The following is a 13,907-nucleotide window of genomic DNA, read 5'->3' as shown; positions in this document are numbered from 1 at the left end:
GAGCAAATAACGCAATAAACCAATATGCCCTCGCTCCTATCATGGTCGAAACAAAGGAGCACTCATGGACGGCACTCCCGTGGTCGATCCCCATCTCGATCTCGACTATCAACTTGGAGACAACCTGACCCGCACTCAGGGTCGGATTTTCCTGACCGGCACGCAAGCCCTGGTTCGCCTCGTACTCGCACAACGGCGGGCAGACCGCGATCGCGGTCTGAACACCGCTGGCTTCATTTCGGGCTATCGCGGCTCGCCGCTGGGCGGGGTAGACATGGCGATGTGGAAAGCGCAAAAAGCGCTGGACGCTCACCAGATCACCTTTCTGCCGGGCATCAACGAAGACCTGGCCGCCACTGCCGTCATGGGCACGCAGCAAGTCGGCGCCCGCGCCGACCGCAAGGTGGATGGGGTGTTCGCCATGTGGTACGGCAAAGGCCCCGGCGTGGACCGGGCGGGCGATGCCCTGCACCACGGGCACGCGGCTGGCGCGTCGCGCCAGGGCGGTGTGCTGATGGTGGTAGGGGATGATCACACCGCCGTGTCCTCGTCCATCCCGCACTCCAGCGAGGCCTCCCTGGCCGGCTGGCATGTGCCCATCGTGCACCCGGCCTCCATCGACGAATACGAAACCTTCGCCCTCTGGGGCTGGGCGCTATCGCGTTACAGCGGGGCATGGGTTGCTTTCAAGGTCACCTCCGAATCGGTCGAGACCGGCCAATCCTTCGAGGCCGCGCCACCCGTTCACTTCGACATGCCCGAGGACGGCGAGGCCGCCGAACGCGAATACAACGCGCGCGACTTTCTATCTCTTGCCATCGAAGCACGCATGGCTCGCCGCCTGCGCGCCGTCGCGGCCTTCGCCGAGCGGCACAGCATAGACAAGCTGATCTCGCCTGCACCGCAAGCCACCGTCGGGATCGTCACCGTCGGCAAGGCCCACCTCGACGTCATCGACACCCTGACGCGGCTGGGTGTGGACACCGCACAGGTACGTCTCTATAAGCCCGGTCTGGTATGGCCGCTTGAACGCGAGCGCCTGCTCAACTTCGCCAGGGGCCTGCGCCACATCCTAGTCATCGAGGAAAAAGACGGTATTGTCGAGGCGCAGATCAAGGACCTGCTCTATAACCAGCCAGACCGCCCATCTGTCTGCGGTAAACGCGGCTTGGATGGTGAAGCCCTGATTCCCACCGCCGGCCAATTGCGGCCGTCGCTGTTGGCCGCGCCGCTATCCGGCTGGCTGCAACGCACGGCCGGTCTGGCGCTGGGCATCAATACGGGCGGCTTCGCCTGTCCCCAGGCGCTGTCCAACGAGGCCGACGGCATGCGCCGTCGGCCCTATTTCTGCTCTGGCTGTCCGCACAACACCTCGACCAAGGTGCCGGAAGGCAGCCAGGCGCGCTCCGGCGTGGGCTGTCATTACATGGCGGCCTGGATGGACCGCGACACCGGCGGCCTGACGCAGATGGGCGGCGAAGGCGTGGACTGGATCGGCGTGTCACCCTATATCGAATCGCCGCATGTCTTCCAGAACATGGGCGAAGGCACTTACTACCATTCGGGCTATCTGGCGATCCGGCAGGCGGTGGCGGCTCGCGCCAACATCACCTACAAAATTCTGTTCAATGACGCGGTCGCCATGACGGGCGGCCAGCCGGTAGACGGCCCGATTTCCGTACCGCAGATCTGCCAGCAATTGCGCGGCGAGAACGTGGCCCGCATCGTCGTCACCTCGGACGAGCCAGAGAAATACCGTGGCATCGACCTGGGGCCTGGCATCCTCGTGCATCACCGGCGCGAGCTCGACGCCTTGCAGCGCGAACTGCGCGCCACGCCCGGGGTCACGGTGCTCATTCATGACCAGACCTGCGCGGCCGAAAAACGCCGCCGCCGCAAGAAAAAGACGTTTCCTGATCCTGCGCGACGCATGGTCATCAACAGTGCGGTATGCGAAGGCTGCGGCGACTGCGGCAAGCAATCCAATTGCCTGTCCATCGTGCCGCTGGAGACTCCCTATGGCCGCAAGCGGGCCGTCGATCAGTCCAGTTGCAACAAAGACTTCTCCTGCGCCGAAGGCTTTTGCCCCAGCTTCGTGTCTGTCGAAGGCGGACAGCCGCGCAAACGCCGGGTGGCCGGACAGACCGATTGGCAGGCACGGCTGGCCTTACTGCCATTGCCGGCCATTGCCGAGGTGCATGTCCCCTACCGTTTGCTGGTCGCAGGCATGGGCGGCACAGGCGTGATCACCATCGGCGCGCTCGTGTCGATGGCAGCCCATCTGCAAGGCTTGTCGGCCTCGGTGCTGGACCTCACCGGCCTGGCGCAGAAAGGAGGTACGGTCATCAGCCATATCCGCCTGGCGCCCGCAACCACGCCAGCGGGCCCCGCCCGGCTGGATTGGCAACAAGCCGACGCCGCCATCCTGTGCGACCCGGTTGCGGCCGTCTCGCCCGACGCGCTGGGTGCATTACGCCATGGCCATAGTCGCGTGACCGTCAACAGCTATGTCGCGCCGGTATCGGATTTCACGCGGCAGCCCGATGTGCCGATGCGCGGCGAGGCGCTGCTGGAAAAAATCCGCCACGCCGCCGGTGCCGAACAGACCGCAGCGATGGATGCGCATGGAGCCGCCCTCACCCTGTTCGGCGATAGCATCCTGTCCAACATCTTTCTGCTGGGCTATGCCTGGCAGCGGGGCGACGTGCCGCTCTCGTTAGCGGCGCTGACTCGCGCCATCGAGCTCAACGGCGTTGCCGTGGCCAGCAATCAGGCGGCTTTTGACGCCGGGCGACTGGCCGCGCATGAGCCGCAGGCCCTGGCTTTCGCACTCAAACCCGCCGCTCAGATGATTGCACTGCACCGCCCAGAACGCCTGGAAGAGGCCGTGGCGCGCCGTGTCGCCGACCTGACCGCCTATCAGAACGCGGCTTATGCCGAACGTTACCGCGCCTTGGTCGAACGCGTGGCCAAGCGCGAGCGCGAACTCAATCCAAACGCCCCGCCTCGCCTTGCCATTGCCGTAGCGCGCGGTCTGTTCAAATTCATGGCCTACAAAGACGAGTACGAAGTCGCCCGTCTTTATACCGACGGCACCTTCGCCGCTCAGCTAGCCGAGCAGTTCGAGGGCGAATTCAGCTTGCGCTTTCACATGGCGCCGCCCTTGCTGGCACGCAAAGACCCGGCGACCGGCGCGCCGCGCAAGATGGCCCTCGGCCCTCGCACCCTGACGACGCTGCGCTGGCTGGCCCGCTTCAAGAGTCTGCGCGGCAGTTGGGCCGATCCGTTTGGCCACACCACCGAGCGGCGCATGGAGCGCGGCCTCATCGCCGAGTATGAAAAGCTGGTCGAACGCTTGCTGTCCGGGCTGACGCTGGACAAGATCGGCGCTGCGGCTACAATCGCTGCCCTTGCTGAAAATGTGCGCGGCTATGGTCATGTCAAAGCGGCCAGCGTCGAACGTTTTCGCAAGGAAAGAGACCATCTGCTGGAGAGCTACGAGCAGCCTGGCTTTGCGCCGACCGAGGTCCGGAGAAGCGCTTAAAACTTAAGGCTGAGCGATCACTTCTGCGGGCGCGCCTTGATCGGTGCGCCCGCCGCATTTGGTAACAACTAAATTGGAACTTCTCGTCAGGTCAGCCTTGTCCGCCTGAACAAGGATCACTAGAATTAGTGCCTGGCGATGGGTGGTACACTATATATTGTGTTTATTTTGACCGACTGCTTACCCGTCGGCCGCTCTCCTAGGACATTTACGTCCTAGCATTTCCTTCCCCTCGCACCGAATTTTTTGTTCCGACATGGCTCGGCCATGTCCCGTTTCCGCTATTCGCACAGGAGCTTCCATGCAGACGACGATCGCCTCTGTGACTCGGTCCACGGCCGTGCCGCCCGAATCCAACGAAGGCCAGGCCAGCATCAGTCATGCCGGCCAATGGGCCAGCTACAACCTCATCCGCCGTAATGGCTCCGTGGTCGGCTTTGAGCCGGGCAAAATCGCCATCGCCATGACCAAGGCCTTTCTGGCGGTCAACGGCGGCCAAGGCGCCGCCTCGGCCCGCGTGCGCGAGCTGGTCGGACAACTGACCGAACAAGTCGTGAACGCACTGGTGCGCAACCGTCCCAGCGGCGGCACCTTCCATATCGAAGACGTGCAAGACCAGGTCGAGCTGTCGCTGATGCGCTCCGGCCAGCACGACGTCGCCCGCGCCTACGTGCTCTATCGCGAGCGCCGTGCTCAAGAGCGCGCCGCTGCCGCCGAGGTGCAGGACAAGGCTGCTGTGCCGGCCGAACCCACCCTCAACGTCAACGACAACGGTGTGCGCCGTCCGCTGGACATGGCCCAGCTGCGCGCCACCATCGAAGCCGCTGGCGTCGGCCTGACCGAATTCATCGACACCGAAACCATCCTGAAGGAAACGGTCAAGAATCTGTACGATGGCGTTCCTGTCGATGAGGTGTTCAAGTCGGCCATTCTGGCGGCCCGTGCGCTGGTCGAAAAAGACCCCGCCTACAGTCAGGTAACCGCCCGTCTGCTGCTGCACACAATCCGCAAGGAAGTGCTGGGCGAAGAGGTCTCGCAAGCCAGCATGGCCGAGCGCTACGCCACCTACTTCCCCACTTTCATTCAGCGCGGTATCGAAGCCGGCCTGCTGGATGCCAAGCTGGCCGAATTCGACCTGGAACGCATCGCCCGCGCACTCAACGCCAACCGCGATCTGCAGTTCGGCTACCTCGGTCTGCAAACCCTCTACGACCGCTACTTCCTGCACGTGCGCGGCACGCGCATCGAACTGCCGCAGGTATTTTTCATGCGCGTGGCCATGGGCCTGGCGCTGCGTGAGTCGGACCGCGAAGCGCGCGCCATCGAGTTCTACGAGATTCTGTCCTCGTTCGACTTCATGAGCTCGACGCCGACGCTGTTCAACTCCGGCACCCTGCACTCGCAACTGTCGTCGTGCTACCTGACCACCGTTTCCGACGATCTGGAAGGCATCTACGACGCCATCAAGGAAAACGCCTTGCTGGCCAAGTACGCCGGCGGTCTGGGCAATGACTGGACCCCGGTGCGCGCGCTGCGCAGCCACATCAAGGGCACCAATGGTGAAAGCCAGGGTGTGGTTCCCTTCCTGAAGGTCGTCAACGACACGGCCGTCGCGGTCAACCAGGGCGGCAAGCGCAAGGGCGCTGTCTGCACCTATCTCGAAACATGGCACCTGGATATCGAAGAGTTCCTGGAGCTGCGCAAGAACACGGGCGACGAGCGCCGCCGCACGCACGACATGAACACGGCGAACTGGATTCCCGACCTGTTCATGAAACGGGTCGTCGAAAACGGCGACTGGACGCTGTTCTCGCCCTCCGACTGCCCGGACCTGCACGACAAGTACGGCCGCGCCTTCGAACAGGCTTACCTCGGCTACGAAGCAAAGGCCGCCAGCGGCGAGCTGAAGCTGTTCAAGAAAATGCCGGCCATCTCGCTGTGGCGCAAGATGCTGTCGATGCTGTTCGAAACCGGCCATCCCTGGATCACCTTCAAAGATCCTTGCAACATCCGTTCGCCGCAGCAACACATCGGCGTGGTGCACAGCTCCAACCTCTGCACCGAAATCACGCTCAACACCAACGAGTCAGAGATTGCCGTGTGCAACCTGGGCTCGGTGAACCTTGTCGCTCACATGAAGCCGAGCGCCAACGGCGGCTACGAACTCGACCACGACAAGATCAAGCGCACCGTCGGCATCGCCATGCGCATGCTCGACAACGTGATCGACATCAACTACTACGCCGTCGAGAAGGCTCGCAATTCCAATCTGCGTCATCGCCCGGTGGGCTTGGGCATCATGGGCTTCCAGGATTGCCTGCACATGATGCGCGTGCCTTACGCTTCGCAAGCCGCGATCGAATTCGCCGACCGCTCGATGGAAGCCGTGTGCTATCAGGCCTATTGGGCTTCGAGCACGCTGGCTGAAGAACGCGGCCGCTATCCCTCGTACGAAGGCTCGCTGTGGTCGCGCGGCATCTTGCCGCAAGACTCCATCGCGATGCTGCGCGATGAGCGCGGTGGCAATGTAGACGTTGATGAGTCGAGCTCGCTCGATTGGGATACGTTGCGCGCGCGCATCAAAGCGCATGGCATGCGTAACTCGAACTGCGTCGCCATTGCCCCAACCGCTACGATTTCCAATATCATTGGCGTATCTGCGTGCATCGAGCCCACCTTCCAGAACTTGTACGTCAAATCGAATCTTTCCGGCGAGTTCACGGTCGTAAACGATTATCTCGTTCGTGATCTGAAGAAACTCGGTCTGTGGGACGAAGTCATGGTCGCTGACCTCAAGTACTTCGACGGCAGTCTGTCCCGCATCGATCGCGTTCCGACTGAACTGCGCGAACTTTATGCCACGGCGTTCGAAGTCGAACCGAGCTGGCTGGTAGAGTGCGCGGCGCGCCGCCAGAAATGGATCGATCAGGCACAGTCCTTGAACATCTACATGGCAGGCGCTTCGGGTAAAAAGCTCGATGACACCTACAAACTCGCATGGCAGCGCGGCCTGAAAACCACCTACTACCTGCGCACCATGGGCGCCACCAGCGCCGAGAAATCCACGGGCCGCGGCGGCGAACTGAACGCCGTCAGTGCCGGCAACCACAGCGCCTCCGCAGCACCTGTTTTGCCCGAACCCGAAGTTGTCGGGGCAGCTTGCACGATGCGGCCGGGAGATCCCGGTTTCGAAGAGTGCGAAGCCTGCCAGTAACGATATTCGGAGAATTCGATCATGCTTAATTGGGAAGACGACAACCTCGCCAAACAAACCTCGCCCGCGCCGACGGGCGCGGGTGGCGCTGCGCCCGAGCCGGTGCGCGCCGCCACCGGCGTGTTTGGCGACTCGGCCATGCCCACCCCGGCCGCGCCGCAATCTGCGGCCGACCTGGGCAACACCGCACAACGCGTCAAAGTTGCAGACAAGCGCATCATCAATGGTCAAACGGACGTCAACCAGCTTGTGCCGTTCAAGTACAAGTGGGCCTGGGAAAAATACCTGGCCACTTGCGCCAACCACTGGATGCCGCAAGAGATCAACATGTCTCGCGACATCGCGCTTTGGAAAAACCCCAACGGCTTGACTGAAGACGAGCGCCGCATCGTCAAGCGCAACCTGGGCTTTTTCGTGACGGCCGACTCACTGGCCGCCAATAACATCGTGCTGGGCACCTATCGCCACATCACGGCGCCCGAGTGCCGCCAGTTCCTGCTGCGCCAGGCTTTCGAAGAAGCCATCCATACCCACGCTTATCAATACATCGTTGAAAGCCTGGATCTGGACGAATCGGAAATCTTCAACGCGTATAACGAGGTTCCCTCGATCCGCGCCAAGGATGAATTTCTGATTCCGTTCATCGACGCCATCGCCGATCCGAATTTCAAGACGGGCACCCCGGAAGCCGACCAGACGCTTCTAAAGTCCCTGATCGTGTTCGCATGCCTGATGGAAGGTCTGTTCTTCTACGTTGGCTTCACGCAGATTCTGGCGTTGGGCCGGCAGAACAAAATGACCGGCGCCGCCGAGCAATACATGTACATCCTTCGCGATGAATCCATGCATTGCAACTTCGGCATCGACCTGATCAACACCATCAAGCTCGAGAACCCCCACCTGTGGACGCCCGAGTTCCGCGAAGAAATTCGCGAGCTCTTCCGCAAAGCAGTGGAACTCGAATACGCTTACGCTGAGGACACCATGCCGCGCGGTGTGTTGGGCCTGAATGCGCCGATGTTCAAATCGTACCTGCGCTTCATCGCCAACCGCCGTTGCCAGCAGATCGGCATCGAGCCTCTGTATCCACAGGAAGAGAACCCCTTCCCGTGGATGGCGGAAATGATCGACCTGAAAAAGGAACGCAACTTTTTTGAAACTCGTGTGATCGAATACCAAACCGGTGGCACACTGAGCTGGGAATGACAGCCTGGGCCATCAATGGCCCACCAGGTTCCGCTCCCGGTTGTGGTGTATTCGGTACACGTAGAACGTAACGGTAGGCTGCCGGTTCGCTGGCGCCTACCGATGCCATTTGAAATGGCTCGCGCCCCATCATTGACGGGGGCCATATCAAATGGCTGTGCTGAATTCATTAGCGCAAGCCGCGAGACTGTCACCTGCGAGGGACAGTGGCATGCGCCGATGAATAGCCCGGGTGCGGTTCGCCGTTGGCGTGCCGTGACACGGGTTTAAGTTCTGGGACCCCTGAACCTAAGGAGCATGACCATGGCAACTGCCAAGAAAGCCGCCAAGCCGGCGGTGAAGAAACCCGCCGCCACCAAGGCTGTGGCGAAGAAGGCCGCGCCGGCCAAAAAAGCCACTGCGGTCAAGAAAGTCGCTGTAAAGAAGGCTGTCGCTGCTAAGAAGCCCGCCGTGGCCAAAAAGGCTGTCGCCGCCAAGAAGCCCGCTGTGGCCAAGAAGGCTGTCGCTGCCAAGAAGCCCGCCGTGGCCAAAAAGGCTGTCGCCGCCAAGAAGCCCGCCGTGGCCAAAAAGGCTGTCGCCGCCAAGAAGCCCGCTGTGGCCAAGAAGGCTGTCGCTGCCAAGAAGCCCGCCGTGGCCAAGAAGGCTGTCGCTGCCAAGAAGCCCGCCGTGGCCAAAAAGGCTGTCGCCGCCAAGAAGCCCGCTGTGGCCAAGAAGGCTGTCGCTGCCAAGAAGCCCGCCGTAGCCAAAAAGGCTATCGCCGCCAAGAAGCCCGCTGTGGCCAAAAAGGCTGTCGCCGCCAAGAAGCCCGCCGTGGCCAAGAAGGCTGTCGTCGCCAAGAAGCCCGCTGTGGCCAAGAAAGCTGCCGCCACCAAGCCCGCTGCCGCCAAGAAAGCCGCTGCGACCAAGCCTGCTGCTGCCGTGAAACCGGCTGCCAAGAAAGCCGTCGCCAAGAAGGCTGCCCCCAAAAAGCCCGCCACGCCGCCGACCACGGCTGCTGCCCCGGGCGCCAAGACGGTGCTGAACCCGGCCGCATCGTGGCCCTTCCCGACCGGTGGCCGTCCGTAATTCGGACTTGCCCGGCTAAGGTAGGTATTAAACCGCCTGGCATAAGCCAGGCGGTTTTTTCTTGCCTGCCCAGCAGCTCAGGCAGAACGCCTAGCAGACGCCCTCACCGTCAATATGAGAGCGCTCATCATGAGACAATAGGCGACGTTACTCTCGGTAGATAGGCCATGATCGGCGATATTTTTGGTTTTATTATCGACATTCTGTTCACGCTTTTCGGCGCGGCCCTGCTATTGCGCGCGTGGATGCACGCCGTGCGCCTGCACCCGTTCAATCCTCTGGCCCGCACGATTTATCAATGCACCAACTGGCTGGTATTGCCATTGCGCCGCGTGATTCCTGCAACGGGACGTGTGGACTGGAGCAGTCTGTTCGCCGCTTGGCTAGCAGCCCTGGTGTTTTTCATTTTGCTGACCGTGGCCGCCTTCGGCGCACTGCCATCAGCCAGCGGCCTGCCGCGCATTCTGCTTGCGGCCTTGCTCACCGAAGTGCGCTGGGCGCTCAACCTCATCGTGTGGCTGACACTGATTCAGGCCGTGCTGTCGTGGGTCAACCCGATGTCGCCCATCATGCCTTTGCTACAGACCTTGAGCGCCCCCATCCTGAACCCGATCCGCCGCATCCTGCCGCGCACCAGCATTGATTTCTCGCCGCTGGTGGTGCTGCTTCTGGCGCAGGTCTTGATTATGCTGCTGACCCGCTTGTCATACCTGGCCTGAAGCCTCCCGGCCCTGCGCCGCTCACAGGGCGGCGTAGATGTCGAGCAGCTTCTTACGGTCGGTCTTGTGATTATTCGAGACCGGCAGCTCTGGGCAGACCACCAGTTCCGAAGGCACCATATAGGGCGGCAGGCGTTGCGCGAGTTGCGTCTTCCAGTCATTCTGGCGCACATCCTCCGCAAAGCGGGCCGCCTCGGCGCCGCTTTCCAGAAAACCGATCAGGCGCACCGCCGTACCGTCGGGACGACGCAGCACCGCACAAGCGCCGCCTCGGACCCCGCTCAGATCATGCAGCGCGGCGTCAATTTCTGATAATTCGATGCGATAGCCATTGAGCTTGATCTGGTCGTCAATGCGACCACGGCAGAACAGCAACCCTCCCTCTCCTGCCTCGCCAAGATCGCCGGTACGAAAACCTCGGCGGCCATCTTCTGCGCGAAAGCACTTGCTTGCGTTCAGATCGGGACGGTTGAGGTAGCCGCGCATGACGTGGTCGCCAACGATGCAGAGCTCTCCCTGGTCGATATACACATGCGCCTGCGGCTTGGCGTAGCCGATAGGCAAAGGATCGTGGGCGGCAATCACCGCTTCATCGACCTCGATGAGCGTGGTTGCGACAGTCGCCTCGGTCGGGCCGTAGGTGTTCAGGATGCGGGCATCAGGAAAGCGCTGACGCAACTTCTTGGCCAAAGCAAGGGTCAACGGTTCGCCACAGAAGAGAAAAGTATCGAGCGTGGGCAGTGCGCCCGGCGCGAAATCGCGGCTCACCAATTGCTGATGGGCGAAAGAAGGCGTGGAGACCCAGCAGCTGATGCCATACTCGGCCAAGCGCCTATACCACTGCGCCTGGGAAGCAATCTGTTCACGGGCGTTGAGCACACAACTGCCGCCCAGCGCCAACGTGCCGAACACTTCGTACATAGACAGATCGAAACTGAACGGCGCCTGATTCATGAAAACCGGCGCATCGCCCAGCCCGAAACCTGCCATCCACTCGCCCAACAGCGCCACGCTTTCGCGGCCGATCTGCACGCCTTTGGGGTCTCCCGTGCTGCCCGACGTAAAGATCACATAGGCCAGGCCTTTTTCTTCGAGCGCCTGCGCTTGCGGCGCGCCCGTTTCGAATTGGTCTGTCTCAGCATCATAGACGGCGCCCGCACCCACGATCTCGACGATACGGCGCAGACGCTCGGCCGGATAAATCGTATCCACCGGCACGAAGGGCGCGCCCAGCATCAACGCACCCACCATAGCGACAAAGAAGCCGGCCTGCTTGTGGCCATAGATGACAACCGGCACATCGGCCGTGATGCCTTGCGCACGGGCCCGCTCGACCCAGACGGCGGCGGCCTCGGCCAAAGCCTCCCAACTGAGCGTCCGGTCGGCGCCCACAACGGCCAGGGCCTGCGGCGCGCGCGCCGTGGGCACAAACTCAAAGGTATTCAGATCAAAACGCATGCTTGTGAGCTCAGATCGGGCTGCGGCCGCTAAATACATATAGCGCCAGGGAGGCCAGAATGAGCGTAATCACCCGGCCGGAGAATTTCACCCAGCCGATGGCCAGCCAGGCGGCCAAGGCGGGGCGTGTGCGCGCCGCATTGACCAGAAGATTATGAGCGACGGAATAGGTGCCGAACATGATGCCGCTGATGACGTAATGCCAATTCAGGCCGTTCCAGATGCCCATAGCGATCAGCGTGGCGAAGATGCCGATGTTTTGCGCGGCCAGACGGTGACGCCCAAAAAAGGAGGTCTTGGCCAGCGCCTTGTAAATCGGCATGAACACCACGTCACGCAGCCATTCGGAAAGACTGATGTGCCAGCGCCGCCAAAAGTCCTGCGGATTGCTCGAAGCCAATGGGTTGCGAAAATTGACCGGCAGCACAAAGCCAAACAACATGCCTATGCCTATCGCCATATTGCTATAGCCTGCAAAATCGAAAAACAGATAAAGGCTATAGAGCGTGGCGTTGGCGGCCACGCCGGTCAGTGAGTAATCGTGCGCATCCAGCGTGGAGAGCCCATAACGCCAGATGGCTTCAGCCAGGCCGAATTTCTGAATGACGCCCAGAAGTGTGAGCTCCAACCCACCCAACCAGGCATTGAGCGTCACGCCGTCATAACCGCGCCGCAAATCTGTCTGAAAGGCGCGCCAGCGATACATGGGGCCGGCCAGCAAAGTCAGCGGGAAAAACAGATAGACGAAATAGTCCAAGGGCGACAGCCGCTCATTGCGCGAGGCGAACAACAGCACGTCAATGGCGCGGAAGGTGGCGAAAGACAGACCCAGCATGCCGGGCAACTGTGTCGTACCCGTTTTGACCAGTAATAGCGGGGTCATGATGACGATGACCGACACCCATGTCGGCAGCCAGCCGCGCCGGTTGCCCCAGACTGCGGCGCCCGACACGGCCAATAATGCCAGCGGCTGCCAAGGACGCACGCCAAAAACAGCCAGCCAGATCAGCACGGACAACAGCGCCATCACATGGCGATAGTCGAGCCGCCAGGGCAACGCCAGGAAGCGGTAAAGCAAGAGACCCAGACCACCCAGCAGGGCGCCCCCGAAGAAATTCAGACTGCCGAATAATTCCATGAGGCTAGGTTCAGAACTGCTGGTATTGAAATTCGACCTTGATCGGCCCGCCGCTACCCGTGGTGGGTTGCGCTTGCAGAATAAAGACCAGAATCAGGCCGAGGTAAAGGCAGAGGTGCCAGAAAAAGCGTTTCATCGCGAGAAAAACTCCGCAATACCCCGGTCCGCCAGAGCCCATCCCAGTTCGGCCAAGTGCATGTCGTCTCGCACCATCCCGGGCGCGAACGGAATGCTGTAGAGGTCCAGGCAGCCCATGTCGTAGCGCTCGCACATGCCCTTGATGGCGGCCGCGACGGGGTCAAAACGCTCGACATCCAGAATGAGTTTGGGATTAAAGGGCTGAATCACGAAATAAGCCCTCACCTTGCGCTGCTGCAACAGGGCCATGAGACGCGCCAGGTCACCCAGCTCAGGGCGGCTCATGGGCGAGATATCGGGAAACTCATTGCGTGCGGGCGAGGATACCGATGCCAGATACTGCTGATAGTAGTCGTCGCGTACGCTGTAAGGATTCTTGCTGCCCAGGGCATGCTCGACATCGATGGCCTGCTCTATCAGCTCGTTCCAGTGCGAGGTCGATAAACGGGCGGCAGATGGCCAGGCCACATATTTGTGGGCCGGCACCGCCAAGGCGCTGCGCGGACGGTCGGGCGCCGGCTGACTGCGCGTGCGCCACCACAGGGCCACCTTGTCTTTGAACTCGGCCATCTGGCCATTGGCCAGCAGCCACAGCAAGCCCCAGTTGGCATTGGCGCCGATCCAGGTCTGCATTTGCTCACGGGTGGCCGACCGGTCCCAGAGACGGTCCCATACCGGGCCGGTGACGTGCTCGGCAAAGGCCGAACGCGGTAACTGGCCGCCCGACGCAAACCAGGCGGGCGATACCATGATGACCAAACGGGTGTTAGGCGTAAGGGCGTCGGCAACCGACTCCAGCACACTGACCATGCCATAGGACTGGAACATCGCGTGGCCATAGGCCAGCGTGGGAACTTTCAGTTCCTGCGGAAAGAAACGATAGGGAACGAAACGCAGGTCATGGCTGGACAACTCTGATGAACCCAGCACCACCAGGGTGCCGTCGCTCAGGGCGCGGGATAGGCGGTCGAGATTGACGTGCTGAGTTCCCCAATCAGGTCCGAGATTGGGCAGATAGTTATCGGTGGTGGAGGGGGAGCTGGAGATGGGCTGTACATTGCGGTCCAGAAAGCGGTCCGCCGTCCAGTAGAGTGCCAGCGCCAACAGGCTCGCGGTGATTGCTGCCGCAATGTGCGACAGCAGTCTGGCTTTAGCTGTGGGAAGCGACATATCCCGCAAGCGTGCGCACCGATTGCAGGTGCTCGGCAATTTCCGGGGCTGGAATGCTGCAGCCGTATTCCGACTCGACAGCAAGCGTGATATCTACCGCTGATAATGAATCCACCAGGCCGGAGGTAATCAGGGGGGTGTCGACAGCCACTTTTTTCAGGACGATCGATTCAACGATTTCAGCAATGCGAGTGTGGAGTTCTTGCTCTGTATGCATAAGGTGTCAGCTACTACGCCGCCTCGTCAGGCCAGTTA

Annotated in this window: 10 protein-coding genes; 5 read left to right on the top strand and 5 right to left on the bottom strand. The window is 61.3% G+C overall.

Annotation, left to right across the window (positions count from 1 at the left end):
- Positions 1–64: 64 nt before the first annotated feature.
- The 5 genes from U0029_RS02175 to U0029_RS02155 all read left to right on the top strand — a co-directional run bounded on the left by U0029_RS02175 (position 65) and on the right by U0029_RS02155 (position 9,748).
- Positions 65–3,544: an indolepyruvate ferredoxin oxidoreductase family protein gene (locus U0029_RS02175; protein WP_114852215.1), complete on the top strand. Its 3,480-nt coding sequence runs from the start codon at positions 65–67 to the stop codon at positions 3,542–3,544.
- Positions 3,545–3,845: 301 nt separating this feature from the next.
- The gene (locus U0029_RS02170) at positions 3,846–6,758 is read left to right on the top strand and encodes a ribonucleoside-diphosphate reductase subunit alpha (RefSeq protein ID WP_114852214.1); all 2,913 of its coding nucleotides are present in this window, start codon (positions 3,846–3,848) and stop codon (positions 6,756–6,758) included.
- 21 nt (positions 6,759–6,779) lie between these two features.
- Complete coding sequence (locus U0029_RS02165) at positions 6,780–7,964, top strand: ribonucleotide-diphosphate reductase subunit beta (RefSeq protein WP_012418622.1); 1,185 nt, start codon at positions 6,780–6,782, stop codon at positions 7,962–7,964.
- A 303-nt stretch (positions 7,965–8,267) separates the two neighbouring features.
- Entirely contained in the window at positions 8,268–9,029 is a 762-nt protein-coding gene (locus U0029_RS02160) for a histone H1-like repetitive region-containing protein (protein ID WP_115600664.1), read from the top strand.
- Positions 9,030–9,196: 167 nt separating this feature from the next.
- A complete protein-coding gene (locus U0029_RS02155) occupies positions 9,197–9,748 on the top strand; it encodes a YggT family protein (RefSeq protein ID WP_114852213.1) in 552 nt (183 codons plus the stop codon).
- A gap of 21 nt (positions 9,749–9,769) precedes the next feature.
- Here the strand turns inward: U0029_RS02155 and U0029_RS02150 are convergent, their stop codons facing one another.
- The 5 genes from U0029_RS02150 to U0029_RS02130 are packed head-to-tail and all read right to left on the bottom strand — an operon-like array spanning position 9,770 to position 13,869.
- A complete protein-coding gene (locus tag U0029_RS02150; RefSeq protein ID WP_114852212.1) occupies positions 9,770–11,206 on the bottom strand; it encodes a D-alanine--poly(phosphoribitol) ligase in 1,437 nt (478 codons plus the stop codon).
- A gap of 10 nt (positions 11,207–11,216) precedes the next feature.
- A complete protein-coding gene (locus tag U0029_RS02145; RefSeq protein WP_114852211.1) occupies positions 11,217–12,344 on the bottom strand; it encodes an MBOAT family O-acyltransferase in 1,128 nt (375 codons plus the stop codon).
- 10 nt (positions 12,345–12,354) lie between these two features.
- The gene (locus U0029_RS02140; protein WP_012418628.1) at positions 12,355–12,480 is read right to left on the bottom strand and encodes a hypothetical protein; all 126 of its coding nucleotides are present in this window, start codon (positions 12,478–12,480) and stop codon (positions 12,355–12,357) included.
- Complete coding sequence (locus U0029_RS02135) at positions 12,477–13,652, bottom strand: D-alanyl-lipoteichoic acid biosynthesis protein DltD (RefSeq protein WP_114852210.1); 1,176 nt, start codon at positions 13,650–13,652, stop codon at positions 12,477–12,479. The genes U0029_RS02140 and U0029_RS02135 overlap by 4 nt, the downstream gene beginning before the upstream one ends.
- Positions 13,633–13,869 (bottom strand): acyl carrier protein, encoded by a 237-nt coding sequence (locus U0029_RS02130; RefSeq protein ID WP_012418630.1) that lies wholly within the window; start codon positions 13,867–13,869, stop codon positions 13,633–13,635. The genes U0029_RS02135 and U0029_RS02130 overlap by 20 nt, the downstream gene beginning before the upstream one ends.
- Between the last annotated feature and the right edge of the window lie 38 nt (positions 13,870–13,907).

This window comes from Bordetella avium, from assembly GCF_034424645.1.
Taxonomy (GTDB): Bacteria; Pseudomonadota; Gammaproteobacteria; order Burkholderiales; family Burkholderiaceae_B; genus Bordetella; species Bordetella avium.
The sequence above is the reverse complement of the archived record's forward strand: the minus strand, read 5'-3'. Positions and strand labels throughout refer to the sequence as shown.

Bases quoted from the DNA above. Each gene is read 5' to 3' on its own strand.
- U0029_RS02135 (WP_114852210.1), bottom strand. From the start codon at position 13,652: ATGTCGCTTCCCACAGCTAAAGCCAGACTGCTGTCGCACATTGCGGCA.
- U0029_RS02155 (WP_114852213.1), top strand. From the start codon at position 9,197: ATGATCGGCGATATTTTTGGTTTTATTATCGACATTCTGTTCACGCTT.
- U0029_RS02145 (WP_114852211.1), bottom strand. From the start codon at position 12,344: ATGGAATTATTCGGCAGTCTGAATTTCTTCGGGGGCGCCCTGCTGGGT.
- U0029_RS02160 (WP_115600664.1), top strand. From the start codon at position 8,268: ATGGCAACTGCCAAGAAAGCCGCCAAGCCGGCGGTGAAGAAACCCGCC.
- U0029_RS02175 (WP_114852215.1), top strand. From the start codon at position 65: ATGGACGGCACTCCCGTGGTCGATCCCCATCTCGATCTCGACTATCAA.
- U0029_RS02165 (WP_012418622.1), top strand. From the start codon at position 6,780: ATGCTTAATTGGGAAGACGACAACCTCGCCAAACAAACCTCGCCCGCG.
- U0029_RS02150 (WP_114852212.1), bottom strand. From the start codon at position 11,206: ATGCGTTTTGATCTGAATACCTTTGAGTTTGTGCCCACGGCGCGCGCG.
- U0029_RS02130 (WP_012418630.1), bottom strand. From the start codon at position 13,869: ATGCATACAGAGCAAGAACTCCACACTCGCATTGCTGAAATCGTTGAA.
- U0029_RS02140 (WP_012418628.1), bottom strand. From the start codon at position 12,480: ATGAAACGCTTTTTCTGGCACCTCTGCCTTTACCTCGGCCTGATTCTG.
- U0029_RS02170 (WP_114852214.1), top strand. From the start codon at position 3,846: ATGCAGACGACGATCGCCTCTGTGACTCGGTCCACGGCCGTGCCGCCC.